Below are 24,507 nucleotides of genomic sequence, written 5' to 3'. Positions count from 1 at the left end.
GCACCCCCACCGTGCGGACCCCCGCCACCGACGACGAGGAGCGCACCATGACCGGCGGCGCCCGCGAGGCCTCCATCGACACCATCCAGCGGGAGCTGACGGCCTTCGCCCGCCGGGCACGCGCCGCGGCGGCCCGGCTCCACCCCGAGCTGCCCCTGGTCTCGTACACGCTGCTCGCGCACATCGTCGACCAGCAGGGCTGCCGGGCGACCGATCTCGCCACCCACTACCTGCTCGACAAGTCGACGGTCAGCCGGCAGGTGGCCGGTCTGGAGAAGCTCGGCCTGGTGGAACGCCGGCCGGACCCGGACGACCACCGCGTCCAGGTCCTGCACCCGACCGCGGCGGGCGCCGACGTCCTGGCCTCCACCCAGGCCAGCCGTCTCGCCGCCTACGAGGCACGCCTCAGGGACTGGTCGGCCGACGACCTCGCCCAATTCGCCGCCTACCTGCTGCGCTACAACTCAGCCGGCACCTCGGGCCTCCCCCAGGCACCGCGCACCTCCACGGGCACCTCGGGCCTCCCCCAGGCCCCGCGCACCTCCACGGGCACCTCGGGCCTCCCCCAGGCACCGCGCACCTCCACGGGCACCTCGGGCCTCCCCCAGGCCCCGCGCACCTCCACGGGCACCTCGGGCCTCCCCCAGGCCCCGCGCTCCTCCACCGAGACGCCGAGCGGCCCCGGGACCCCCCGCTGACCGTCCCCCGCGCGACGACCGCGGATCCCCCACCACCCCCACCCACAAATCCCGCGCGGCCGCCCGAGGCCCCGCCCCCCCGGTCCGGCCCCCGGACCGCGTTCCTCGCCCCGTTCCCCCCAGCCCCCGACCCCGTTCCCGCCCCGCCTACAGGCCGGCGTCCCGGGCCAGCAGCGCCGCCTGCACCCGGTTCTCGCAGCCGAGCTTCGCCAGGATCCGGCTCACGTACGTCTTCACGGTGGCCTCGCTCATGTGCAGGCGGCGCCCCGCGTCCGCGTTGGACAGGCCCTCCCCGAGCAGCGCCAGCACCTCGCGCTCCCGCTCGCTCAGCGCCGCGACCCGGGCCCGCGCCCGCTCCGCCCTCGCCCCCTCCCGCCCCGAGGCCAGCTGATCGACCACGTGCCGGGTGGCCGCCGGCGAGAGGTAGGCGTCCCCCGCCGCCGCGGCCCGCACCGCCCGGATCAGTTCAGCCGGCGCCGTGTCCTTCAGCAGGAACCCGGCACCGCCGTGCTCCAGCGCCCGCAGGACGTTCTCCCGTTCCCCGAACGTGGTCAGCACGATCACCCGGGTCGAGGGCGCCGCCCTGCGCAGTTCCGGCAGCGCCGAGAGCCCGTCGAGGACCGGCATCTGGATGTCGAGCAGGACCACCTCGGCGGCGTGCGCCCTCACCCGCTCGATCGCCTCGCGGCCGTTCGCGGCCTCCGCGACCACCTCGATCTCCGGGTCCGAGGTGAGGATCATCCGGATCCCGGCCCTGATCAGCGGTTCGTCATCGGCGATCACGACCCTGATGCGCTGCCCTGCCACAGCTACTCCCCACCGGCTGCCGACCACGGGTGCGGCAGGCGCTAGCGCTTGACGTCGTACGACTTCTTCTCGATCAGCTTGCCGTCCTTGAAGCAGAACCGGAAAACCGGCTCCGTGTCGAGGTCCTCGCCCATCTCGGAGGACATCAGCACCAGGCACGAGGACCCGGCCGGCTCCTGCGGCCCCTTGCCGTGCAGACCCGTCGTGACGATCGTGTCCCCGGAGGGAAGCCGGTCTCGGACCTCCTGCTCGGCCGTGCCCACCCGCACCGCCTCGTACTGGGCGGGCTCGATCATGCCCTCCTTCATCGAGCCGACCATGAAGTAGAGGCCGAACCCGGCCGCGATCAGCAGCAGCACCACCCCCGCGAACGCGATCCCGCACCCCAGCGCGACCCCGCCGCTCCTGCTCCTGCCCCCGCGCATCGCCATGGCCAACTCCCGCTCCGTCAGGGTCCAGTCGGTCGGTCCGACCGGAACCCGTCCACCGTCGCGTGCCAGGGGGGCCGTCGACTGCTGCCGGAAGTCGTCGGCCACGTCGACCAAAGGCGCGGCTTCCACCACCCCGTACGGCAGCACCCCGGCGACCCGGAAGCCGCCGCCGTCCACAGGGCCGACGTGGACGATGCCGCCCACCAGCCGAGCCCGCTCGTGCAGCCCGGTGAGCCCCTGACCGCCGCTCACGACGTCCCTGGGCGCCTCCGCGGCGGCCTCGTTGACGATCTCGACGACGAAGGCGTCCGGCTCGTAGCGCAGTTCGACGCCGATCAGCGCCCCCGGAGCGTGCTTGTAGGCGTTGGTCAGCGACTCCTGGACGACGCGGTACGCGGCGTGGTCGACGGCCGGCGGCAGCGGCTGGTGCTCGCCGAGGCGCCGCAGCTCCACCCGGTTCCCCGCGGCCCGCGCCGCCTCCACGAGCCCCTCGATGCCGGCGGTCCCCCGTGCCGCCCGCCCCGACTCGTCGCCCGCCCGCACCGGCACCAGGTCCGGCTCGGCGGGCGCCTCGACGCCGTCCCGCAGGATGCCCACGACCTCGCGCAGCTCGTGCATGGCCGTCACCGAGGCGTTCCGCAGCACGCCGACCGCCTGCCGCTGCCGGTCGGTCAGCTCCCGGTCCACCTCCAGGGCCCCGGTGTGCACCGAGATCAGCGCCAGCTGGTGGCCGAGGCTGTCGTGCATGTCCTGGGCGATCCGCTGACGCTCCCGCAGCCGAGCCTGACCCGCCACCATCAACCGCTCCCGCATCAGCTGGGCGTTGCGCTCCTGCAGGGCGTGCAGCAGGGTGCGGCGCTGGGTCCAATACCGGTTGGCCAGTCCGGGCGCCAGCGTCGTCGCCAGGAAGTACAGCGTCGACAGGAGGGCGACGCTCAGCACGCGGTGCAGGTCCCAGGACTCGACCAGGGTCGCCCCGAGGTTCACCGCGTAGGCGACCGTGAACACCGCCAGCACCCGCCCCGCGCCCGGGACATAGCGCCCCGCGGACCAGCCGACGAGGATCAGCAGCACGCCGAAGCCCGGTACGAGGGGTGCGAGCGCCGCCGTCGCGATCAGGACCGTCGTCGGAAACCGGCGCCGCAGCAACGACAGCAGGGCGGCGGCCACGGCGACCACGACGAGCTGTCCGCCCTCCCCGCCCAGCAGTTCCTCGGTGCCGGCCGCCAGCAGCGCCATGACCACCGCGAGCACCACCTCGCCGGCGGTCCTGCGGCGCGACCACATCCCGGGCACCGCGAACCATCGCCGGCCGGCGGCCACCTGGGCCCTGATCCTCGAAGACGCGTCCACGCCCGCACCCTAGGCAGGCGCCCACGAAGGACGCCGCTCTCTTTCGTCTCGCCCCGGTGCGACGAAGGTCGCAGGTGACGCCGACAACGCGAAAGCCCCGTAGGTCGATGACCTACGGGGCTTCCGTCTGGTGCGCGAGGGGGGAGTTGAACCCCCACGCCCTTTCGGGCACTGGAACCTGAATCCAGCGCGTCTGCCTATTCCGCCACCCGCGCATTGGGTGTGTCTCCCGGCTCCTCACCTCTTCGGTGCGACCGCCTGGCGACATCTGAAGATTAGCACGTCGCAGACCGTGGAATCACATCCGTTTGTTTCGGGCCCTCTTCCGGCGAACAGATGGAGAGACGTGAAGCGGCACACGGAGACGGGACGGAACACCACGGCGGGCGGACGCCGGTGCGACAGCGGCGGCACGCCCGTGGCGGGGCGCGGATCCCCACCGCGTCGCGGCGGCCACCGCGGCCTGCGCCGCACCCTCTCCAGGGTGTCCCGCGTCACATCCGCGCCACCGGCCGACCGTCACGACCCCGGCGGCCGGACGGCGCCGCCGGAGTCCGCCGCGGGCCGGAACGGCACGGCAGGAACCACAGAAACCACAAGAAAGAAGAGAGACGGACAGAAGCGGACGAGTACCGGGAGGAAGCGGACGGACCGCCCACGGACCCCCCGCCGCTTCCCCCCGCTCCCCCTGTCGGCTCCCCAGGTGCGGGACACTGTCCAGGGGCCGCCCCTACGATCCATGGGGAAGGTCTGTGAGAGGTGACACTCGTCCACAGGGCAGAGAAGGGGAACCAGCCGATTTCCCGACGCGTGGATACGATCAGTAAGCAGTACCAGGACGGCAACGACGGAGGAGGTGCCCCATGGGAGTCCTGAAGCGTTTCGAGCAGCGTCTCGAAGGTCTGGTCAACGGCACCTTCGCCAAGGTCTTCAAGTCCGAGGTCCAGCCCGTCGAGATCGCCGGCGCGCTCCAGCGCGAGTGCGACAACAACGCGACGATCTGGAACCGCGAGCGGACCGTCGTCCCCAACGACTTCATCGTGGAGCTGAGCACGCCCGACTTCGAGCGTCTCAGCCCGTACTCCGGCCAGCTCGGCGACGAGCTCTCGGGCCTCGTCCGGGACTACGCCAAGCAGCAGCGCTACACCTTCATGGGCCCGATCAAGGTCCACCTGGAGAAGGCCGACGACCTCGACACCGGTCTGTACCGGGTCCGCAGCCGCACGCTCGCGTCGAGTACGTCACAGCCGCACGCTCCGGCCGGAGGCGCCCCGCAGGGCCGCCCCGCCGGTGGTTACGGCTACCCTCCGGCCGGCGCACCGCCGATGCCCGCGGCCCCGCCGCCGGGTGTCCCGGGCGGCGCGCAGCGCCCCGGCCAGGCGCCCCACTCCGGCCGTCCCGCGGCCGGCGGACCCGTCCCCCAGACCGCATCCGGCGCCCAGGTGCGACGCTGGATCGAGATCAACGGCACCCGCCATCAGATCTCCCGCCCGACTCTGGTCCTTGGCCGCAGCACCGACGCGGACGTGAGGATCGACGATCCCGGCGTCTCCCGCCGGCACTGCGAGATCCGGACCGGAACGCCCTCGACGATCCAGGATCTCGGGTCCACCAACGGCATCGTGGTGGACGGGCAGCACACCACCCGCGCTACGCTCCGCGACGGCTCGCGGATCGTCGTGGGCAGCACCACCATCGTTTACCGGCAAGCCGAAGGGTGAAGCGGGGGCAATGTCAGAGCTGACCCTGACGGTCATGCGGCTGGGTTTCCTGGCCGTTCTGTGGCTGTTCGTGATCGTGGCCGTCCAGGTCATTCGCAGCGACCTGTTCGGCACACGTGTCACGCAGCGCGGTTCGCGCCGCCAGGACACCCGGCCGCAGCAGAACGCACGCCAGGCCGCCGCGGCACCGCCGCAGCAGCGTGGCCAGCAGAACGCCGGCGGAGGACGGCAGCGCCGAGGCGCCCCGACCAAGCTGGTCGTCTCCGAGGGCACCCTCACCGGCACGACGGTCGCCCTGCAGGGGCAGACCATCACGCTGGGCCGTGCCCACGATTCGACGATCGTGCTGGACGACGACTACGCCTCCAGCCGGCATGCCAGGATCTACCCGGACCGGGACGGCCAGTGGATCGTCGAGGATCTCGGGTCCACCAACGGCACGTATCTCGACCGGACCCGTCTCACCACCCCGACGCCGATTCCGCTGGGCGCGCCGATCCGCATCGGCAAGACCGTCATCGAGCTGCGGAAGTAGTACGACAATGAGCGAGCGGAGCGAGCGGGCCGAGGTGGTCCCCACGAAGGGCCGCGCGGCGGACCGGCAGGTCCGGACCGCGGACCGGCACGGGCTCCCGACCGGAGGGTGGGCAGTGTGGCTCGAGACCGGCTGTACCCCGACGCAGCGTCGACAGGGCAGGTGCGCATGAGTCTGTCACTGCGCTTCGCCGCCGGGTCGCACAAGGGCATGATCCGCGAGGGCAACGAGGACTCCGGCTACGCCGGGCCCCGGCTCCTCGCGATCGCCGACGGCATGGGCGGCCAGGCCGCCGGTGAGGTCGCCTCCTCCGAGGTGATCTCCACCATCGTCACGCTCGACGACGACGTCCCCAGCTCCGACATCCTCACCTCGCTCGGTGCCGCCGTTCAGCGCGCCAACGAGCAGCTGCGGATGATGGTCGAGGAGGACCCGCAGCTGGAGGGCATGGGCACCACGCTCACCGCCCTGCTGTGGACCGGCCAGCGCCTGGGCCTCGTCCACGTCGGCGACTCCCGCGCGTACCTGCTGCGGGACGGGGTGCTGACGCAGATCACCCAGGACCACACCTGGGTCCAGCGGCTCGTCGACGAGGGCCGGATCACCGAGGAAGAGGCCACCACGCACCCCCAGCGCTCGCTGCTGATGCGCGCGCTGGGCAGCGGCGACCACGTCGAACCCGACCTGTCGATCCGTGAGGTCCGGGCCGGAGACCGCTACCTGATCTGCTCCGACGGGCTGTCCGGAGTCGTCTCGCACCAGACGATGGAGGACACCCTCGCCAGCTACCACGGCCCGCAGGAGACCGTGCAGGAGCTGATCCAGCTCGCGCTGCGCGGCGGCGGCCCCGACAACATCACGGTGATCGTCGCCGACGTCCTCGACGTCGACGGCGGCGACACCCTCGCCGGACACCTCAGCGACACCCCGGTCATCGTCGGCGCGGTCGCCGAGAACCAGGCGGCCCAGCTGAACGACGGCGGCGCCATGCAGACCCCCGCCGGCCGCGCCTCCGGCCTCGGCCGCACCGCGCCCCACCAGCAGCCCCCGGCGGGCGGGTTCGGCCCGCCCGGCAGCGGCGGCGGTGACCACGGCTACGGCGGGATGCCGCCGCAGGGCTCCTTCGGCGCCTACACCGACGAGGACTTCGACAAGCCGCGCACCGGCCGCAGGTGGCTGAAGCGGAGCTTCTTCCTGCTGCTCGCCGTCGCCGTGATCGGCGGCGGCCTGTACGGCGGCTACCGCTGGACGCAGACGCAGTACTACGTCGGCTCCAAGGACCAGCACGTCGCGCTGTACCGGGGCATCAGCCAGGACCTGGCCTGGGTCTCGCTGTCGGAGGTGGAGAAGGACCACCCCGAGATCGAACTCAAGTACCTCCCGGCCTACCAGCGGAAGCAGGTCGAGGAGACGATCGCGGGCGGCAACCTCCCCAAGGCGCAGACCAAGATCCAGGAACTGTCGCTGCAGGCCTCGGCCTGCAAGAAGTCCGAGCAGCGCCGCAAGGCCGCCGCCGACGCCGCGGACAAGGCGAGCACGCCGCCGCCCACCACCGGCACCACGGCGCCCTCGACCGCACCGTCCACCAAGCCCACCGCAGCCGCTCCCTCCCCGGGCCCCACCCTCTCGGAGGACGAGCAGAAGCTGGCCTCGAACTGCGGCAAGCAGTAAGCACCCGTAGGGGGCCTTTCACCACCATGAGCGTTGTCACCAACACGACCACCATCGGCGCCATCGAGGCGCCGAGCCGCCGCAACACCGAGCTTGCGCTGCTCGCGTTCGCCGTCGTCATCCCGGTGTTCGCGTACCTCAACGTCGGCCTGGCGCTGGACGGCACGGTGCCCCCGGGCATGGCCGGTTACGGGCTCGGCCTCGGCCTGCTCGCGGGCGTCGCCCATCTCGTGGTGCGCAAGTTCGCGCCCTACGCGGACCCGCTGCTGCTCCCCCTCGGGACCCTGCTCAACGGCCTCGGCCTGGTGCTGATCTGGCGACTGGACCAGTCGCCGCGGCTGATCGCCCAGTCGATGCGGCTGTACAAGAGCTTCAGCCCGGACGCCCCCAAGCAGATGCTGTACTCGGCGATCGGCATCGCCATGTTCGTCGGCGTGCTGCTGCTCCTGAAGGACCACCGGGTCCTGCAGCGCTACACGTACATCTCGATGGTGGCCGCCCTCGTCCTGCTGCTGCTGCCGCTCGTCCCCGGCCTCGGCTCGGACGTCTTCGGCGCCAAGATCTGGATCAACGTCGGCGGCTTCTCCATCCAGCCCGGCGAGTTCGCCAAGATCGTCCTCGCGGTGTTCTTCTCCGGCTACCTGATGGTGAAGCGGGACGCGCTCGCCCTGGCCAGCCGCCGCTTCATGGGGCTCTACCTGCCGCGCGGCCGCGACCTCGGCCCGATCCTCACGATCTGGGCCGTCAGCCTCCTGATCCTGGTCTTCGAGAACGACCTCGGCACCTCGCTGCTGTTCTTCGGCATGTTCGTGATCATGCTGTACGTCGCCACCGAGCGGACCAGCTGGATCGTCATGGGTCTGCTGATGTCGGTCGTCGGCGCGGTCGGCGTCGCCTCCTTCGCCGGCCACGTCCAGGCCCGTGTCGACGCCTGGAAGGACCCCTTCGCCTGCGCGACCGAAGGCTCCGCCGCCTGCCAGCAGATGAGCCAGGTCCTGATGTCGTTCGGTTCCGGCGGCATCCTCGGCACCGGCCTCGGCCAGGGCAACTCCGACCTCATCGGCTTCGCCGCCAACTCCGACTTCATCTTCGCCACCGTCGGCGAGGAGCTCGGACTGGCCGGCGTGATGGCCTTCCTGCTCCTCTACGGCCTGATCATCGAGCGCGGTGTCCGCACCGCCCTCGCCGCCCGCGACCCGTTCGGCAAGCTGCTCGCCATGGGCCTGTCCGGCGCCTTCGCGCTCCAGGTCTTCGTCGTCGCCGGCGGTGTGATGGGCCTCATCCCGCTGACCGGTATGACGATGCCGTTCCTCGCGTACGGCGGATCCTCCGTGATCGCCAACTGGGCCCTGATCGGCATCCTGATCCGGATCAGCGACACCGCGCGCCGCCCGGCGCCCGCCCCCGCCCCGTCCCCCGACGCCGAGATGACCCAGGTGGTCCGTCCGTGAACAAGCCCCTGCGCCGGGTCGCGATCTTCTGCGGCCTGCTGGTCCTCGCGCTGCTGCTGCGGGACAACTGGATCCAGTACGTCCGCGCCGACGAACTGAACGCCCATCCGACGAACAAGCGCGTGATGATCGAGCGGTACGCCAACAAGCGCGGCAACATCATCGTGGACGGCAAGCCGATCACCGGATCCGTCGACTCCGGCGACACGTTCTACCGGTTCAAGCGGACCTACACCGACGGCCCGATGTGGTCGCCCGTCACCGGCTACGCCTCCCAGGCCTACGACGCCAACCAGATCGAGAAGATCGAGGACGGCATCCTCACCGGCAACGACGACCGGCTCTTCTTCGACCGCACCATGGCGATGTTCACGGGCGAGAAGAAGAAGGGCGGCGACGTCGTCACCACCCTGAGCGGCGCCGCCCAGAAGGCCGCGTTCAAGGGCCTCGGCGACAAGACGGGCGCGGTCGTCGCCCTCGAACCGTCCACCGGCAAGATCCTCGCGATGGCGTCCACCCCCTCGTACGACCCCTCCTCGTTCGCCGGCTACTCCGGCGACGATGAGAAGGCCTGGGTGGCCCTCGAGAAGGACAAGAACAAGCCGAAGCTGAACCGGGCGATCCGCGAGATCTACCCGCCCGGCTCCGTCTTCAAGGTCGTCACGGCCGCGGCCGCGCTGGAGAACGGCAAGGTCACCGACATCAACGCGGCGACCGACACCCCCGAGGGCTGGAAGATCCCGCTCTCCACCAAGCCGATGGTCAACCACGCCCAGGGCTGCGCCAACGCCAGCCTCAACCGGGCCCTGGAGATCTCCTGCAACTCCGTCTTCGCCAAGCTCGGCGACGACGTGGGCCGCGACAAGATGGTCGAGATGGCCGAGAAGTTCGGCTTCAACGCCGAGCAGTTCACCCCGGTCCGCTCCGCCGCCTCCGTGTACGACAAGCAGGCCGACCGCGGCGGCAACGCGCTCTCCTCCATCGGCCAGTTCAACACCGCGACGACCCCGCTGCAGATGGCGATGGTCGCCTCCGCGATCGCGAACGACGGCAAGCTCATGAAGCCGTACATGATCCAGGAGCTCCGCGCCCCCAACCTCGACGTGCTCAAGAAGACCGAGCCCGAGGAGATGAGCCGCCCGGTCTCGCAGCAGAACGCCCAGCTCATCCAGACCATGATGGAGAACGTCGTCACCAACGGCACCGGCGGCAACGCCGACGTCGAGATGGACGGCGTGAAGGTCGGCGGCAAGACCGGAACGGCCCAGCACGGCGCGAAGAACGCCAAGCGTCCCTACGCCTGGTTCATCTCCTACGCCAAGACCTCGCAGGGCTCCCCGGTCGCCGTCGCCGTCATCGTCGAGGACTCCGAGGGCACCGACCGCGAGGACATCAGCGGTGGCGGCCTGGCCGCCCCGATCGCCAAGGCCGTGATGAAGGCGGTCCTGAAGAGCAGGAGCTGACCCCACGGCCGGGCACCGGCCAGGTACCGGTCAGGTATCAGGTGCCGGTCACGGGCGGAACCCCTTCCCGTGGCCGGTAGCGTATGCGCGAACAGCACACCGCCGGACCACACACGGGTGCGGTCGGGACAGACGGAGAGGGCTGGATCAGTTATGGAAGAGCCGCGTCGCCTCGGCGGCCGGTACGAGCTGGGCTCGGTGCTCGGCCGTGGTGGCATGGCGGAGGTCTACCTCGCCCACGACACCCGGCTCGGCCGCACCGTCGCCGTGAAGACGCTGCGGGCCGACCTCGCCCGCGACCCGTCCTTCCAGGCCCGGTTCCGCCGTGAGGCCCAGTCGGCCGCCTCGCTCAACCACCCGGCGATCGTCGCCGTCTACGACACGGGCGAGGACTACGTCGACGGCGTGTCCATCCCGTACATCGTGATGGAGTACGTCGACGGCTCGACCCTGCGCGAGCTGCTGCACTCCGGGCGCAAGCTGCTGCCCGAGCGCACGCTCGAGATGACGGTCGGCATCCTCCAGGCACTGGAGTACTCGCACCGCGCCGGCATCGTGCACCGCGACATCAAGCCGGCGAACGTCATGCTGACGCGCACCGGCCAGGTCAAGGTCATGGACTTCGGCATCGCGCGCGCCATGGGCGACTCCGGCATGACCATGACGCAGACCTCGGCGGTCATCGGCACGGCGCAGTACCTCTCCCCGGAGCAGGCCAAGGGCGAGCAGGTCGACGCCCGCTCCGACCTGTACTCCACCGGCTGCCTGCTCTACGAGCTGCTCACCGTCCGGCCGCCGTTCGTCGGCGACTCCCCGGTCGCCGTCGCGTACCAGCACGTCCGCGAGGAACCGCAGCCCCCGAGCAACTTCGACCCCGAGATCACGCCCCCGATGGACGCCATCGTCCTGAAGGCACTGGTCAAGGACCCCGACTACCGCTACCAGTCCGCGGACGAGATGCGCGCCGACATCGAGGCCTGCCTCGACGGTCAGCCGGTCGCGGCCGCCGCGGGCATGGGAGCCGTGGCGTACGGCGGCGGCTACGGCGGCTACGCGCCGGACGACCAGCCGACGACGGCGCTGCGCCAGGCCGACCCGGCCGGCCAGACCTCCATGCTGCCGCCCATGAACCCGGACGACGGCGGCTACGGCTACGACGACCGCCCCGACCGCCGCCGGCAGAAGAAGTCGAACACCTCGACGATCCTGCTGGTGCTGGCGGGCATCCTGGTGCTGGTCGGCGCGATCCTGATCGGCCGTTCCCTCGTCAGCGGCAAGGACGGCGCGGACCAGGTGATCGTGCCGCAGTTCGTCGGCAAGACGCTCAAGGAGGCCGAGGGCCTGGCGGTCAACAGCCAGGTCAAGGTGGCCTCCAGCGGCACCGAGCGCTGCGACCAGCCCAAGGGCACCATCTGCAAGCAGACGCCCGTCGCGGACGGCACGGCCAAGATGAACGTCAACGAGACGATCACGGTCACCCTCTCCGAGGGCGCGCCGCTCATCGAGGTCCCGGACGTCACCGAGAAGTCCCGCGACTCCGCCGAGCAGCAGCTCAAGGACAAGGGATTCACGGTCGAGGTCAAGCAGGAGGAGTCCGACGAGGACCCGGGCACCGTCCTGAAGCAGAAGCCCCAGGGCGGCTCCCAGGCGGAGAAGAACTCCACGGTCGTCATCACGGTGGCCAAGCAGGAGAAGTCCCAGCTGCCGGACGTCACCGGACGCCCCTTCGACCAGGCGGTCCAGGACCTGAAGCTGCTCGGCTTCACGAACGTCGCCCGCCAGGAGGTCGACAGCGACCAGCCCGCCAACACGGTCGTGGGACAGACCCCGAACGGGAACACCAACCAGGCCAAGGACGTCCAGATCACGCTGAAGGTCTCCCGGGGCCCGCAGCAGCCGACCGGACAGCCGGTGCCCAACCTGTTCGGCCAGACCCTGGACCAGGCACGCCAGACGCTCGCCGCCGCCGGCTACCAGCTCGGCAACGTCGACGGGTCGAACGACGGCAACGCCCGCATCCGGGAACAGGACGTCCCGGCCGGCACCACGGGCCAGCCGAACCAGGCGATCAACGTGAAGACGTTCGGCGGGAACAACAACGGCGGCATCTTCGACTAGCCGCCCGACCGCACCACGCGAAGAGCCCCGGCATCCAGGATGCCGGGGCTCTTCGCGTGGCCCGTGGTTCCCGCCCGGGCTATCCCTCAGCTGTTCGCATCCACTGTCGATAACCGGTCGTGTCTTCATATGTCCTGACTCGTTGGCTGGGTGGGGTGGGGACCACGCCCTGCCCCGGCATCCCCGGAGGAAGGCCCGAAACGTGATCAGCGAAGTGGTGTTGCTGGAGTCGAGGGCGATGCGTGACGGCGTCGCCGAACGGACCGAGGTGCTCGACAGAGTCAAGGGATTGTCGCTACTGCCGGATGGAATGCATGTGACGACAGCGATGGTCGCGGCCTACTTCGAGGTCGGCCTCAAGGCAATCGAGTCCGTCGTGGTGGATCACCGGGCAGAGCTGGAAGGAAATGGCTACAGGGTTCTGTCGGGTGCAGAACTGGCCTCCTTCAAGGAGGCCAGTGGGATTCAGTCGCGTTCGCGAGCCCTGGCTCTGTACTCCCGACGCACCATCCTGAACGTGGCCATGCTGCTCCGAGACAGCGAAGTCGCGCGTCAGACGCGTATGTACCTGCTCGACATGGAGTACACGGCACGCGCCCAGCGGCCTGCGGACAACTCGGTCGAAAACGGCGGCATGTCACTCTCCGACCACATCGATCAGCGCATCACCCACGTCCTCGGCACGACGGTCGTCCCCATGTTCAACGCGCTCATCGAGTCGTCGGGTGAGCACCGCCGGGAGCTGATCTCTCTCCGAGAGGACGTGGAGAAGGTCACGCAGAGGCTGTGCGCGCACCATGTCAGACTCAGAAACCTCGAACGCACGCAAGGTCCCCGCCCCTTCACCGGCATCATGGCGTCCATCGACGGCATGAACTGGCGGGAGTTCGAGCACCACGTCGCCGTCCTGCTCCGCCGCGACGGCTGCACCGACATCATCGTCCACGGCGGGCCCGGAGACCGGGGCGTGGACATCACCGGACAAACCGCAAACGGGCGCCGGCTCGTCGTGCAGTGCAAGAGCTTCGCGCCGTACCGACCCGTGTGGAGTGGTGAGCTGCAGAAGTTCCTCGGGGCCTCGTTCGTCCAGCACCGGGCCGATCTGGCTCTCTTCGTCGCCACGACCGCCTTCACGCCGGATGCCCGCGCCATCGCCGAGGAGCACGGCGTGACCGTCGTGGATCGGGCCGCCCTGGAGAAGTGGAGCGCCGGCGTGCCGCTCCCGGTCCTCGACTGACCGAGCCCACGGGACGGAAAGGCCCGAAGCCGCAAGGAGAAGTTGCGGCTTCGGGCTCCGGCCAGTCTAGGACTTCGGTCGTGACCGACTCGCGACGAGCGAGTCGGTCACCGCTGGCGCAGCTCCGCCGGAGGTGTGCGGTCGTGGTCGACCTTCTCCGTGCGCTCCAGCTCGCCCCACACGATGTAGCGGAAGTCTGAGGTGTACATCGGCGTACACGTCGTCAGCGTGACGTAGCGGCCCGGCTTGGTGCGGCCCGACCCCTTGGGGACCGGCTGGAGGACGTCCACGTTGTACTTCGTCGTCGACGGCATCGTCCGGTAGACCTTGTACACGTACCAGGTGTCCTTGGTCTCGAAGACGATCGCGTCGCCGTTCTTCAGCTTGTGGATGTTGTGGAACTTCGCGCCGTGCCCGTCGCGGTGCGCCGCGAGCGTGAAGTTGCCCTGCTTGTCCTGCGGCAGGGCCGACTTGATCGGCTCGGTGTAGTAGCCGGCGACACCGTTGTTGAGGATGGCGGTGTCGGTGCCCTTCTTGACGAGTATCTCGTCGTCGTCCATGGCCGGGACGTGCAGGAAGCCGATGCCGTCCTTGGTGTCCAGGGCTCCCGGGCCGGCCGCCCAGTGGTCGCGGACCTGGTCGCCCTCCTCGTCGGCGGCACGGTCGGCGAGGACGTTGGTCCACCACAGCGAGTAGACGACGAACAGGCCGAGCACGAGCCCGGCCGTGATGAGGAGCTCGCCGAGGACGCTGATGAAGCCTGCGATCCGGTTGCGCGCACGTGCCACTACGTCGTCCCGTCTGGAGGGGTGGTGATCTCAGCGCCTCAGCCTACGAGTGCATCGGGTTTTCCCTTGCTGCGCGGGCGCTCCTCGACCATCTTCCCCCAGACGATCATGCGGTACGTGCTCGTGAACTCGGGGGTGCAGGTCGTCAGCGTGATGTAGCGGCCGGGCCCCTTGAAGCCGGAGCCCTCGGGCACCGGACGGATCACCGAGACGTTGGACGGGGAGGTCTGCGGAAGGATGCTCGCCATCTCGTACGTGTAGTAGGCGTCCCGGGTCTCGACGACGATCGGGTCGCCCGGCTGCAACTGGTTGATGTAGCGGAACGGTTCGCCATGCGTGTTGCGGTGGCCGGCCACCGCGAAGTTGCCCTCCTTGTCGGCGGGCATCGCCGTCTTGAGGGTGCCCTCCGCGTAGTGGCCGACCATGCCCCGGTCCAGGACCTTGGGCTTGCTGATGCCCTCGGCGATGGGGACGACCACGTCCAGCTTGGGGATGTACATGATCGCGAAGCCCTGGCCCGGCTCGAAGGCGGCCGGGACGTCGCTCTTGTCCTCCTGCGACCAGTCGTTCTCGATCTGCTGCTTGGCCCGGTCGGTCTGCTGCCCGGCGCGGACGTTCGTCCACCACAACTGGTACGTGACGAACAGCAGCATGACGACGCCGAAGGTGATGAACAGCTCGCCCACGACGCGGCTGGCGACGACGCCGACGCTCTCCTTGCGGGCGCGGGCCGCCCGCCGGGCCTCGACGCGCGAGAGCGGGGCTGTGGGCGCCGTCGCGGCGGCCGCGGCGGCCGCGGCGGCCGCGGGCGCGGCACGCCTCCCGCGGCCCTTGGCGGCCCGCCGGCGCTCGGCCCGTCCCGGGCCCGGCTCGGGCGCTGGGGGCCGCTCCACGGACCGCAGAGCCATCGTCTCGTCGTGGGGCTCGTAGGGCTCCTCGGCGGCCGGTATCGGCTCGTACACGGCCTCGGGGGCCGTCGTGCCGTACGCGGCGGACTCGGGGGCGGGCGGCTCGTACGCCTGCTCGGGGGCCTGCGGCTCGTACCCGGCAGGGGCGGCCGTCGGCTCGTACGCCTGCTCGGGCGCCGTCGGCTCGTACCCGGAGGAGTATCCGGGCGCGGCGTCCCCCGTCCCGTACTCGGTCTGTCGCGGCAGGGGCTCCGCGGCGGCGGCCGGGTACGCGCCCTGGTAGGACGTGTCGGTGTACGCCGTGGCGTCGTAGGACGGTGACGGCGTCTCGTACCCGCCGGCCGCGTAACCGCCCGCGTATCCGGCCCCGTAGGCCGTCTCGGGGGACGCCTCGTACGCCGGCACGGGCGCCGGCTCGGGCACGGACGCGGCCGGGGGCGCGACGCCGGGTTCCGGCTCCCCCTCCGGGGGGTCCGTCGCCCGGAACCAAGGCGACCCCGCGGTCACGCGACGGCCTTGCCCACCACCGGCGCGAGGCCCGCCGACCGTCCGACCGCCCCCTGGTCGCCGCACTGCTCCAGCCAGTTGGCGAGCATCAGGTGGCCGTGCTCGGTCAGCACCGACTCGGGGTGGAACTGCACGCCCTCGACGGCCAGGTCACGGTGGCGCAGTCCCATGATGATGCCGTCGTCGGTCCGGGCGGTGACCTCCAGCTCGTCCGGCAGCGCGGCGGGCTCGGCGGCCAGCGAGTGGTAGCGGGTCGCGGTGAACGGCGAGGGCAGCCCGGCGAAGACGCCCTGGCCGCCGTGGGTGACGAGCGAGGTCTTCCCGTGGAGCAGCTCGGGGGCGCGGTCGACGACTCCGCCGTAGGCGACGGCCATGGATTGCATGCCGAGGCAGACGCCGAAGACGGGCACGCCGGTTGCGGCGCAGTGGCGCACCATGTCGATGCAGACACCGGCCTGTTCGGGCGCTCCGGGGCCGGGCGACAGCAGGACGCCGTCGAAACCGTCCTGGGCGTGGCTCAGTTCGACCTCGTCGTTGCGCCGCACCTCGCACTCGGCGCCGAGCTGGTAGAGGTACTGAACGAGGTTGAAGACGAAGCTGTCGTAGTTGTCGACGACGAGAATTCGCGCGCTCACTGGCCGTCCACCGTCACATCGTTGAACGGAAGCAGCGGCTCCGCCCAGGGGAACACGTACTGGAAGAGCGCGTAGACGACCGCGAGGACCAGTACGAGCGACAGGAGTCCCCGCACCCACGCGTTGCCCGGCAGATGCCGCCAGATCCAGCCGTACATGACGTCCGCTGCCCCTTCCGTTCGTTACGGCACCCAGAGTACGGGTCGACGCCCCCGCGAGGTGTCAGCTGCCCAAAGACGGCGGCTTGCCCTGCGTCACAGGCCGGGTGGCGTCCAGATGGGCCCAGACGACCAGCCGGTGGCTGCTGCCCCACTCCGGGTCGCAGGTGGTGAGGGTCAGGTAGCGGCCCGGCCCGTCGAAGGCGGCCGCGCCCTTCCGCAGGGGCGCGGGCACCGGCGCGATCACGCCGGTGTCGGTGGGCACCGTCCGGTACGGGGCCCGGGCGACGCGGTAGGTGTACCAGGTCGTCCCGTCGGTCAGGACGACCGCGTCACCGGCGCGCAGCCGGGGGAAGTCCTTGAACGGATCTCCGTAGGTGCGGCGGTGGCCGGCCACCGCGAAGTTGCCGGTCGCGCCGAGCCGGGCGCCGGTGGCGTAGTGGCCGAGGCCCTTCTTCAGGACGCCGGTCCCGGTGCCCTCCAGGACGGGCCACTCCCAGTCGCGGCCCAGGCGCGGGACGTACATGACGGCGATGCCGCGGCCGGGCTCGTAGCGCCGGGCGGGTGCCGGGTCGGGGGCGGCGTCGGGGGCGGCCGCGGGGGTCGCGGCGGGCCGGTCCCGCCATTCCCTGTGGAGCGTGTCGATCTGCCCGGCCGCGGCGCCGTCGGCCTTCACCCCGGTCCACAGGAGCACGTAGACGACGAAGAGGACGATCAGGGATCCGGCGGTGATGCACAGCTCGCTGAACGTCCTGACGATCAGTCGCACCGACACCGGCCGGACCTCCCCGCGGCTGAGGCCCGTCCGGACCCGGGACCTGTCCGGGGAGCCCCGCCCGGACGGCGGCGCCACGTCCCGGAGCGTCCCTAGCCCACAGGCTTCGCGTAGTGGAGATCCACTGTGCCCGAGTAGCCGGGAAGAGTCACCGCCCTGTGCTCGTCGACTTTCCAGCCGAGCCCGTAGGCCTTCACGTACAGCTGGTAGTTCTGGATCGCCGGGGAGTCCGTGAGCGCCTTGTTGAGCCTGTCCCGGTCACCCACCGCGGTGATCTTGTACGGCGGGGAGTAGACCCGGCCCTGGAGGATCAGGGTGTTGCCCACGCAGCGCACGGCGCTGGTCGAGATGAGCCGCTGGTCCATGACCTTGATCCCCTTGGCGCCGCCCTTCCACAGGGCGTTCACCACGGCTTGGAGGTCCTGCTGGTGGATGACGAGGTCGTTGGCCTGGGGTTCCGGGTAGCCGGGGGCCGCCTGGGCGTCGGCCGGGGCGTCGTCGAGGGTGACGGTCAGCCCCGGGCCGGAGGTCTCGGTCGTCCCCGCGGCCTCCTCCAGGGCGTGCAGCCGGGCGTCCTCGGCCCTGGTGGAGCCGTCGTCGCGGGCCGCCAGGGAGTCGACCTGGTCGCGCACCGCCGCGGTGGACTCGTCCAGGCCGGCGTTCTTGTGGCTGCGCTCCTCGATCAGGTCGGAGAGCCGCAGGAGCGAGGCGTCGGTGCGGAGATTGGTGCCTTTGGCGGTGATGAAGCTGGTGACGAAGATCAGCCCGGCGAGGGCGAAAACGGCAGCGGTCAGCAGCCGGACCGGCCGCCATCGTCCAGGTCGGCCCGGTCCGGAGGGAGAGTCGGCGGAATTGCTCAACGTACCCTGATCCCCTTCGGTGCCGCGGAAGCACTACGCTAACGGACGCCCGGGGGACGCAGTGGTCCTCCTGCGTCACATCCCGGCGCCAGCCACAGTTATCTGCGCGGTCACGCAGCGCATCGACAGGAGAGTCCCTCGTGCCGAAGTCACGGATCCGCAAGAAGGCCGACTTCACGCCTCCGCCCGCCAAGCAGGCCACCAACATCAAGCTGACCAACCGCAGCTGGGTGGCTCCGGTGATGCTGGCACTGTTCCTCATCGGACTGGTGTGGATCGTGGTCTTCTACGTCACCGACGGCACGCTGCCGGTGAAGTCGATCAACAACTGGAACATCGTGGTGGGCTTCGGCTTCATCGCGGCGGGGTTCGGCGTCTCGACGCAGTGGAAGTAGCCCTTCCCGCCCTGCCGGTCAAGCCTTGCCCTGAGGTTATCCACAGCGTTGTGCACAGCACTGGATAACTTACGAAGATCTGTGGATAACTCACACGAGGTTGACGCCGGTGTGACTGCCGCAACCCCGTCCAGGGAGTGCCGCGCCCCTCGCCCCCACTGGAAAATCCCAGTTCAGGGGCGAGGGGCGCAGTCGTTCCCCACCGGACGCACAAGATCCGCCACGCGCTGTGGATAACTCTGGGGAAAGCTTGGTACGAGCTCGTCCACAGCGCCCCTCGCTCAGGTGAGCGCGGCCGAGCGGGTGAGGATCATCCCCAGATCGATCAGCAGCACCAGTCCACAGGCCGCGTACTGGACGAGGTCCCGCTTGGCCCGCGGCGCGTGCAGCAGCCCGTAGGCCACCAGGGCTCCCCCGACGAGGCCGCCGATGTGCGCCTCCCAGGAGATGCCGGGGCGGGTGAACGTCAGCAGCAGCGACAGGCCCACGAAGAGGGCCACCGGCCGCATGTCGTAGCGGCGGCGGCGGGCGAGCACCGCCCAGGCGCCGATCAGGCCGAACACGATGCCCGAGGCGCCCAGCGAGGGCTGGTTCGGCGCGGCGAGCAGATAGGCGAGCGCGGTGCCGGAGAGACCGGAGAGCAGGCAGAGCACGGCGTAGCGCAGCCGTCCGAGCTCGGGCTCCACGATCCCGCCGATGATCCACAGGCCCAGCATGTTGAAGACGAAGTGCGGGATCTCCTGGTGCAGGAACGTCGCCGTCAGCAGCCGGTACCACTCGCCGTCCGCGACGCCGACGACCTCGCCGAGCCCCGGATCGTACGCGTAGCCGATCAGCGCCAGCTGGTCCACGAGCCGGTCGCCGGCCACCTGGACGGCGATGAAGAGGGCCAGGTTGATCGCGATGAGGACCTTGGTGACGAGGCGGCCGTCGCCGGCCACGCGTCCACCGGCGAGGGTGCGCGGCTGGTTGGCCGTGGCCGCGTGGCCGGTGCCGGAACCGTTCCGTACGCAGTCGGGGCACTGGAAGCCGACCGAGGCGGAGACCATGCACTGCGGGCAGATCGGCTTCTCGCACCGCGTGCAGCGGATGCCGGTGTCGACGTCCGGGTGGCGGTAACAGCGCGGCAGGCCGGACTCCGGCTCCATGGACGTCCTCCCGGGGAGATGGGCAGCTGGGGGCGCGCACGACACCGCCCCGCCCTCCATACGGACGGGCGGGGCGAAAAGGTTCCCCGCCGGTCCGGCGCGCCCCGGGGCGGGTGGGGACGGGCGCGCGGGCCCGCCGGTGCGGGCGGTCAGCGGCTCTCGATGACGACGGTCTCGATGACCACGTCCCGGACCGGCCGCTCGGTGCGCGGCGTGGTCTCGGTGGTGGCGATCGCGTCGACGACCTTCTTGCTCTGCGCCCCGACGACCTCGCCGAAGATGGTGTGCTTGCGGTTCAGCCACATCGTGGCGCCCACCGTGATGAAGAACTGCGACCCGTTGGTGCCCGGACCCGCGTTGGCCATGGCCAGCAGGTAGGGACGATCGAAGTACAGCTCGGGGTGGAACTCGTCGGCGAACTCGTAGCCGGGGCCGCCGGTGCCGTTGCCCAGCGGATCGCCGCCCTGGATCATGAAGTCCTTGATGACCCGGTGGAAGACCGTGCCGTCGTAGAGGGGGTCCGTGGAGACCTTGCCGGTGGTGGGGTCGGTCCACTCGCGCTCGCCCTTGGCGAGTTCGACGAAGTTCTTGACCGTCTTCGGCGCGTGGAACGGCATCAGCCGGATCTCGATGTCGCCGTGGCTGGTCTTCAGAGTGGCGTAGAGCTGCTCGGCCACGATCCGCCTTCCCTCAGGTGTGCTGGCGGATCCGATCCTCGCATGCCCCGGATGCCCGCCCCGCATGCCGGACCGCGAAAGGGCAGGCATGATTTCGAAAAGGGTGGACAGGCGAAAAACAGACAGCGCCATCGAGGAGGAGGTTCTCGTGACCCGGATGGACAGCGTGCGCGCCGCGACCGATTCGGCCAGGGAAAGCGTGCTGCACGCGGCGGATGTGGTGGCGCCCTACGCCGTCACGGCCAGGGAGCACGCCGTGCAGTACGCAGGCACGGCAAAGGACCACGCCGCGCTCTATGCGCAGGAGGCACGCGTCCGACTCGCGCCGAAGGTCTCGAAGGCCGCTCAACAGGCCCGCGCCCAGGCGCGTGTGCAGTACGACGTCTACGTCGCACCGCATGTACCGCCGCAGGTCGGGGACGCGGCGCAGCGCGCAGCGCTCGAGACCCGCAAGGCCGCCCGTCAGGCAGCCGACTACACCGTTCCGCGCGTGGAACAAGCGGTCGCCGCGACCGGTCCCGTTCTCGATGAGGCCGGGTCACGCTCCCTCGCAGCCTGGGCCGCTCTCCGCGGTCAGGTGACGCCGAAGGAGATTCAGAAGATCGTGAGGAAGCACGAGCGCCGGGCCACGGCCGGACGCGTCACCAAGCGGCTCGTCGTCGTCGGCCTGCTGGCCGGCTGCGCGTTCGCCGCATGGAAGTGGTGGGACAAGCAGGCCAACCCCGACTGGCTGGTCGAGCCGCCCGAGCCCACCGAGGTGAACGAGAAGACGACCCTGTCGTCCGTCGACGGCAGTGGGTCCCTCGAAGCCGATGTGGAGGCCAAGCAGGCCGAGGCCGACGCCTCCGAGGACGAGTCGAAGGGCGACGAGCTCCGCTGACCGCGGGATCTCTCTGCATGGGCCGCCTGGAGTGCGTGCGCCGTACGGCGTGCGCGTTCCGGGTGGTTCGCGTCGGGGGGAGTCGCTGCGTGTGGGGGACGGGCCGGGTCGTTCCGGCGGGCGGAGTGGTTCCAGCGGGCTGAGTGGGCCGCAGGTCCCGGGCGGGCTGGGGGTTCCGGGTGGGCTGCGGGTTCCGGGTGGACCGCGTCTGCCGCGGGTACGGCGGGTTCTGCGGGACGCACGGGGACCCGGGTGACCCGTACGGACTGCCTGACGGACTCGGTCGGCACGGCCTGTCCGAGCCGCACCGTCTGCCTGGGCCGCAACGGCTGCCCGGGCTGCGTGTGCCTCGAAGACCGCGTGCACCGCGTGCACCGCGTGCACCGCGTGGACCGTGTGGACCGCGTGGACCGGAAGGACGGTTCCCCGCGTCCCGGTGGACGGCCGGGCGGTCGGGCCGGACGGGCGGACGCCGGTGACGACGTGCACGGGGCCGGCGGAAGCGGCGGCGGCGTCACGCCGCGGAGGCGAGGGCCACGCCCGACAGCTCGGACTGCTCGGCGGCGTCGGTGTCGATCGAGGAGTCGGTGCGCAGGTGGCGTACGGAGGGCGAGGATCCGTGCGCCTCGGCGCCGATGCGCTGCTTGATCGTCGGCGGCAGGGAGCGGTCGCGGACCGGGTTCCACTGGTTCGCTCGCTGTTCCGGCACGGCGGCGGCGAGGGCGCGCGTCTCGGCGGTGTGGACGGTGGCGCCCGTGGCCGGCTCCTCCGGCTGCTGGACGGCGGGTGCCTGCGCGGCGGTGGCGGTGCTCGCCAGGCCGACGGAGGCGAGCAGGGCGAAGAGTACGGAGATGAAGGCGGTCCAGAACTGCTTGACCTTGGCGGTGGCCATGGCCCCTCACTTTCGTGACGTTCTCGGATGGTTCATTTCGGGTTGCGCGCTTTACATACCTTTCTCATGATGTGTACGCGGTCCCGGAATGCCCGGAGCGACGCCGCCGCCGCGCAGTTCTTCCGATGAACACCACCCGTCCGGCTCAGCGGCTGCCGGCGAGCTCGCCGCCGGAGGCCGAGGCGGGCGGCGCGGTCACGGGCCCGGCGGGCCGCCCGGCCGGTGGCCGGGAGCGCTCCGCCCAGCGCACGGCGGGCGCCGTCGCCGCCGCGGCCAGGAGGAAGATCCCTCCGAAGACGAACCATCCGGGGACGCCCCAGGTCACCAGGAACGTGGTCACCAGCAGCGGTCCGAGCGTGCGGGCGAGCGGGACCCCGGTGCCGTAGAAGCCCTGGTACTGGCCGATCCGGTCGGCCGGGGCGAGCGCCAGTCCGATCTGCCAGGCTCCGGCGGAGTGCCGCATCTCGGCGGCGACCTGGAGCGCGGCGCCGAGGACGAGGACGGCGACCGTCGTCCACGTGCCGAGGCCGGCCGCGGTCACGGCGAAGACCGCGCACGACGCGAGCATGACGAGACCGGCGACGCGCACCGCCCGGGTGGCCTCCGGCAGGCCGGTCACCGCGCGGGCCGTGCGGACCTGGAAGAGCATCACGGCCCCGGTGTTGAGGACGAACAGCGCCGACACGGTCCAGCCCGGCGCCGAGGTGCGCTGCACGATCCACAGGGGCAGGGCGAGGCTGAGCAGCGGCAGGCGCAGGAGCAGCAGGGCGTTGAGGAGCGTGAGCAGGGCGTACGGGCGGTCGCGGAGCACCGCCAGTCGCGGCTCGCCGGCGGCCGTGGCGGGGGTGCCGGGCACGGCCGGCAGGCGCAGGAGCACCAGGGCGCAGACCAGGAAGCCGACCGTGTCCAGGACGAAGACGGCGAGATGGGCGCCGCGCGTGCCGGCGTGCAGGGCGAGTCCGCCGAGCCCGGCGCCGACGGCGAGTCCCGCGTTGAGGGTGGACTGCAGGCGTGCCAGCACCTCGGTGCGGGCCGCCGGCTCGACCAGTCCGGCGAGCAGGGCCTGCCGGGCGGCGGCGAGGCCGCTCTGGGCGGTGGCGTAGACCGTGGCCGCGATCAGGAAGGGCACGAAGGCCCGGATGGCGAGGAACGAACCGACGGCGGTGGCCGTGGTCAGGGCGAGCAGCACCGCGGTCGTACGTGGTCCGCGCCGGTCGGCGAGGTGTCCGAGGGGTACGCCGACGAGCGAGCCGACGGCCCAGGCCAGGGTGAGGCCGATACCGATCTGGCCGGAGGAGAGGCCGACGATCCGGGTGAAGTAGAGCGCCGAGGAGACGTAGAAGGCGCCGTCGCCGATCGCGTTGCTCAGCTGGGCGACGAGGAGGGCGCGGGGAGCCCGGGAGGCGGGGAGTGAGGGTTTCGCCATGGACACGACGCTAGGCGCGGGTGGCCCGGCCGGGGTGGTCCATTGGGGGGCCCGGAAAGCGGGCCACTTGCCGCGTCCGAGGCGGCCCCGGACCCCGTACGTCTTCGGGACGGTACCGGACGAGTGACCCATCTCCACCGAAAGAGGCCCTCCGAACTGCGAGAACGCAGGTCGGAGGGCCTCTTTTCCGGTGGAGCCTAGGGGAGTCGAACCCCTGACATCTGCCATGCAAAGACAGCGCTCTACCAACTGAGCTAAGGCCCCGGAACGAGAACAGAGTACCGGGTCACCCCCCGTATCCCGCAAAAACATTGGGACTCCCGGTGGGCGACCACGCTCCGTAAGATGCTGATCGAGGTTCGCAGTGGCGAACCGCAGGGATGGGGAGAAGTAATGGATGCAGCGCAGCAGGAAGCCACGGCAAGAGCCCGGGAGCTTCAGCGCAGTTGGTACGGAGAGCCGCTGGGGGCGCTCTTCCGCCGGCTGATCGACGATCTCGGGCTGAACCAGGCCAGGCTTGCGGCCGTGCTCGGACTGTCCGCACCCATGCTCTCCCAGCTGATGAGCGGCCAGCGGGCCAAGATCGGCAACCCGGCCGTCGTGCAGCGCGTCCAGGCCCTGCAGGAACTCGCGAGCCAGGTCGCCGACGGCAGCGTGAGCGCCGCCGAGGCCACCGACCGGATGGACGAGATCAAGAAGTCCCAGGGAGGTTCCGTCCTGACCGGCACGAGCCAGACGACGACCAGCTCGGGCGCGCCGACCGTGCGCCGGGTGGTGCGCGAGATCCAGTCGCTGCTGCGGTCGGTGTCGGCCGCGGGCGACATCATCGATGCGGCCGACTCCCTCGCCCCGGCCCACCCGGAGCTGGCAGAGTTCCTCCGGGTGTACGGCGCCGGGCGCACCGCCGACGCGGTCGCCCATTACGAGTCGCACCAGAACTGACGCAGAGCCGCCGGCGGGGCCCTCGGCCCGG

General features: G+C 70.9%; 22 protein-coding genes, 2 tRNA genes and 1 pseudogene. 11 read left to right on the top strand and 14 right to left on the bottom strand.

What is annotated here, in order from left to right:
- Positions 1 to 47 precede the first annotated feature (47 nt).
- Positions 48 to 473 (top strand): annotated as a pseudogene (locus tag ACE1OA_RS17680) (MarR family winged helix-turn-helix transcriptional regulator); the annotation flags it as partial.
- Positions 474 to 845: 372 nt separating this feature from the next.
- On the opposite strand, the gene ACE1OA_RS17675 reads toward ACE1OA_RS17680, so the two are convergent.
- The 3 genes from ACE1OA_RS17675 to ACE1OA_RS17665 form a co-directional block, all read right to left on the bottom strand.
- A complete protein-coding gene (locus tag ACE1OA_RS17675; protein WP_356601351.1) occupies positions 846 to 1,505 on the bottom strand; it encodes a response regulator transcription factor in 660 nt (219 codons plus the stop codon).
- A gap of 41 nt (positions 1,506 to 1,546) precedes the next feature.
- Entirely contained in the window at positions 1,547 to 3,223 is a 1,677-nt protein-coding gene (locus ACE1OA_RS17670; protein WP_356601418.1) for a sensor histidine kinase, read from the bottom strand.
- Positions 3,224 to 3,417: 194 nt separating this feature from the next.
- Positions 3,418 to 3,504: transfer RNA gene (locus ACE1OA_RS17665), tRNA-Leu, on the bottom strand.
- 648 nt (positions 3,505 to 4,152) lie between these two features.
- Here ACE1OA_RS17665 and ACE1OA_RS17660 point away from each other — a divergent pair.
- The 7 genes from ACE1OA_RS17660 (at position 4,153) to ACE1OA_RS17630 (ending at position 13,485) form a co-directional block, all read left to right on the top strand.
- On the top strand, positions 4,153 to 5,010 hold the full coding sequence (locus ACE1OA_RS17660; RefSeq protein WP_432753037.1) for an FhaA domain-containing protein: 858 nt from the start codon (positions 4,153 to 4,155) through the stop codon (positions 5,008 to 5,010).
- Positions 5,011 to 5,020: 10 nt separating this feature from the next.
- Positions 5,021 to 5,545 carry an FHA domain-containing protein FhaB/FipA gene (locus ACE1OA_RS17655; protein WP_147978816.1) on the top strand — a complete coding sequence of 175 codons (525 nt, stop codon included), beginning with the start codon at positions 5,021 to 5,023 and terminating at the stop codon, positions 5,543 to 5,545.
- Positions 5,546 to 5,713: 168 nt separating this feature from the next.
- Complete coding sequence (locus ACE1OA_RS17650) at positions 5,714 to 7,216, top strand: Stp1/IreP family PP2C-type Ser/Thr phosphatase (protein WP_356601349.1); 1,503 nt, start codon at positions 5,714 to 5,716, stop codon at positions 7,214 to 7,216.
- Positions 7,217 to 7,242: 26 nt separating this feature from the next.
- Complete coding sequence (locus tag ACE1OA_RS17645; protein WP_386542531.1) at positions 7,243 to 8,667, top strand: FtsW/RodA/SpoVE family cell cycle protein; 1,425 nt, start codon at positions 7,243 to 7,245, stop codon at positions 8,665 to 8,667.
- Positions 8,664 to 10,130, top strand: a complete 1,467-nt coding sequence (locus ACE1OA_RS17640; protein ID WP_432753036.1) for a peptidoglycan D,D-transpeptidase FtsI family protein — start codon at positions 8,664 to 8,666, stop codon at positions 10,128 to 10,130. The genes ACE1OA_RS17645 and ACE1OA_RS17640 overlap by 4 nt, the downstream gene beginning before the upstream one ends.
- Positions 10,131 to 10,283: 153 nt before the next feature.
- Positions 10,284 to 12,248, top strand: coding sequence for a Stk1 family PASTA domain-containing Ser/Thr kinase (gene pknB / locus ACE1OA_RS17635; protein WP_356775086.1), 1,965 nt, complete (start codon positions 10,284 to 10,286; stop codon positions 12,246 to 12,248).
- A 202-nt stretch (positions 12,249 to 12,450) separates the two neighbouring features.
- Positions 12,451 to 13,485, top strand: coding sequence for a restriction endonuclease (locus tag ACE1OA_RS17630; RefSeq protein ID WP_432753035.1), 1,035 nt, complete (start codon positions 12,451 to 12,453; stop codon positions 13,483 to 13,485).
- Between the two features lie 107 nt (positions 13,486 to 13,592).
- Here ACE1OA_RS17630 and ACE1OA_RS17625 read toward each other — a convergent pair whose 3' ends face one another.
- The 6 genes from ACE1OA_RS17625 to ACE1OA_RS17600 all read right to left on the bottom strand — a co-directional run bounded on the left by ACE1OA_RS17625 (position 13,593) and on the right by ACE1OA_RS17600 (position 18,116).
- On the bottom strand, positions 13,593 to 14,273 hold the full coding sequence (locus ACE1OA_RS17625; RefSeq protein ID WP_356775090.1) for a class E sortase: 681 nt from the start codon (positions 14,271 to 14,273) through the stop codon (positions 13,593 to 13,595).
- Positions 14,274 to 14,311: 38 nt separating this feature from the next.
- Complete coding sequence (locus ACE1OA_RS17620) at positions 14,312 to 15,688, bottom strand: class E sortase (RefSeq protein ID WP_432753034.1); 1,377 nt, start codon at positions 15,686 to 15,688, stop codon at positions 14,312 to 14,314.
- On the bottom strand, positions 15,685 to 16,323 hold the full coding sequence (locus ACE1OA_RS17615) for an aminodeoxychorismate/anthranilate synthase component II (RefSeq protein ID WP_356601343.1): 639 nt from the start codon (positions 16,321 to 16,323) through the stop codon (positions 15,685 to 15,687). Before ACE1OA_RS17615 ends, ACE1OA_RS17620 begins: the two co-directional genes overlap by 4 nt.
- Positions 16,320 to 16,481 carry a hypothetical protein gene (locus tag ACE1OA_RS17610; RefSeq protein WP_187282707.1) on the bottom strand — a complete coding sequence of 54 codons (162 nt, stop codon included), beginning with the start codon at positions 16,479 to 16,481 and terminating at the stop codon, positions 16,320 to 16,322. Before ACE1OA_RS17610 ends, ACE1OA_RS17615 begins: the two co-directional genes overlap by 4 nt.
- A gap of 64 nt (positions 16,482 to 16,545) precedes the next feature.
- Positions 16,546 to 17,256, bottom strand: coding sequence for a class E sortase (locus tag ACE1OA_RS17605; RefSeq protein ID WP_432753033.1), 711 nt, complete (start codon positions 17,254 to 17,256; stop codon positions 16,546 to 16,548).
- Positions 17,257 to 17,348: 92 nt separating this feature from the next.
- Positions 17,349 to 18,116, bottom strand: a complete 768-nt coding sequence (locus ACE1OA_RS17600) for a DUF881 domain-containing protein (RefSeq protein ID WP_147978809.1) — start codon at positions 18,114 to 18,116, stop codon at positions 17,349 to 17,351.
- Positions 18,117 to 18,256: 140 nt separating this feature from the next.
- On the opposite strand from ACE1OA_RS17600, the gene crgA reads away from it, so the two are divergent.
- A complete protein-coding gene (crgA, locus tag ACE1OA_RS17595; protein WP_137988265.1) occupies positions 18,257 to 18,511 on the top strand; it encodes a cell division protein CrgA in 255 nt (84 codons plus the stop codon).
- 281 nt (positions 18,512 to 18,792) lie between these two features.
- On the opposite strand, the gene ACE1OA_RS17590 is transcribed toward crgA, so the two are convergent.
- Together ACE1OA_RS17590 and ACE1OA_RS17585 are read right to left on the bottom strand one after the other, a co-directional pair.
- Complete coding sequence (locus ACE1OA_RS17590; RefSeq protein ID WP_356601340.1) at positions 18,793 to 19,659, bottom strand: rhomboid family intramembrane serine protease; 867 nt, start codon at positions 19,657 to 19,659, stop codon at positions 18,793 to 18,795.
- A gap of 149 nt (positions 19,660 to 19,808) precedes the next feature.
- Complete coding sequence (locus tag ACE1OA_RS17585) at positions 19,809 to 20,336, bottom strand: peptidylprolyl isomerase (RefSeq protein ID WP_356601339.1); 528 nt, start codon at positions 20,334 to 20,336, stop codon at positions 19,809 to 19,811.
- Positions 20,337 to 20,484: 148 nt separating this feature from the next.
- On the opposite strand from ACE1OA_RS17585, the gene ACE1OA_RS17580 reads away from it, so the two are divergent.
- Positions 20,485 to 21,216, top strand: coding sequence for a DUF5324 family protein (locus ACE1OA_RS17580; protein WP_432754072.1), 732 nt, complete (start codon positions 20,485 to 20,487; stop codon positions 21,214 to 21,216).
- A 514-nt stretch (positions 21,217 to 21,730) separates the two neighbouring features.
- Here the strand turns inward: ACE1OA_RS17580 and ACE1OA_RS17575 are convergent.
- From ACE1OA_RS17575 to ACE1OA_RS17565, 3 genes are all read right to left on the bottom strand, one after another.
- Positions 21,731 to 22,108, bottom strand: coding sequence for a DUF6344 domain-containing protein (locus ACE1OA_RS17575; RefSeq protein ID WP_356775096.1), 378 nt, complete (start codon positions 22,106 to 22,108; stop codon positions 21,731 to 21,733).
- A 145-nt stretch (positions 22,109 to 22,253) separates the two neighbouring features.
- Positions 22,254 to 23,534, bottom strand: coding sequence for an MFS transporter (locus ACE1OA_RS17570; protein ID WP_432753032.1), 1,281 nt, complete (start codon positions 23,532 to 23,534; stop codon positions 22,254 to 22,256).
- 191 nt (positions 23,535 to 23,725) lie between these two features.
- Positions 23,726 to 23,798 (bottom strand) — tRNA-Ala (locus tag ACE1OA_RS17565).
- A 129-nt stretch (positions 23,799 to 23,927) separates the two neighbouring features.
- On the opposite strand from ACE1OA_RS17565, the gene ACE1OA_RS17560 reads away from it, so the two are divergent.
- Positions 23,928 to 24,476: a helix-turn-helix domain-containing protein gene (locus ACE1OA_RS17560; RefSeq protein ID WP_147978804.1), complete on the top strand. Its 549-nt coding sequence runs from the start codon at positions 23,928 to 23,930 to the stop codon at positions 24,474 to 24,476.
- The last annotated feature ends 31 nt before the right edge of the window (positions 24,477 to 24,507 follow it).

This window comes from Streptomyces sp. JL2001, from assembly GCF_050917515.1.
GTDB lineage: Bacteria > Actinomycetota > Actinomycetes > Streptomycetales > Streptomycetaceae > Streptomyces.
Note: the sequence above shows the minus strand (reverse complement) of the source record. Positions and strands in the feature narration are given on the sequence as shown.

Coding starts and splice junctions, on each gene's coding strand:
- ACE1OA_RS17610 (WP_187282707.1), bottom strand. CDS start 16,481: ATGTACGGCTGGATCTGGCGGCATCTGCCGGGCAACGCGTGGGTGCGG.
- ACE1OA_RS17590 (WP_356601340.1), bottom strand. CDS start 19,659: ATGGAGCCGGAGTCCGGCCTGCCGCGCTGTTACCGCCACCCGGACGTC.
- ACE1OA_RS17570 (WP_432753032.1), bottom strand. CDS start 23,534: ATGGCGAAACCCTCACTCCCCGCCTCCCGGGCTCCCCGCGCCCTCCTC.
- ACE1OA_RS17645 (WP_386542531.1), top strand. CDS start 7,243: ATGAGCGTTGTCACCAACACGACCACCATCGGCGCCATCGAGGCGCCG.
- ACE1OA_RS17655 (WP_147978816.1), top strand. CDS start 5,021: ATGTCAGAGCTGACCCTGACGGTCATGCGGCTGGGTTTCCTGGCCGTT.
- ACE1OA_RS17560 (WP_147978804.1), top strand. CDS start 23,928: ATGGATGCAGCGCAGCAGGAAGCCACGGCAAGAGCCCGGGAGCTTCAG.
- ACE1OA_RS17660 (WP_432753037.1), top strand. CDS start 4,153: ATGGGAGTCCTGAAGCGTTTCGAGCAGCGTCTCGAAGGTCTGGTCAAC.
- ACE1OA_RS17670 (WP_356601418.1), bottom strand. CDS start 3,223: ATGTGGTCGCGCCGCAGGACCGCCGGCGAGGTGGTGCTCGCGGTGGTC.
- ACE1OA_RS17650 (WP_356601349.1), top strand. CDS start 5,714: ATGAGTCTGTCACTGCGCTTCGCCGCCGGGTCGCACAAGGGCATGATC.
- ACE1OA_RS17575 (WP_356775096.1), bottom strand. CDS start 22,108: ATGGCCACCGCCAAGGTCAAGCAGTTCTGGACCGCCTTCATCTCCGTA.
- pknB (WP_356775086.1), top strand. CDS start 10,284: ATGGAAGAGCCGCGTCGCCTCGGCGGCCGGTACGAGCTGGGCTCGGTG.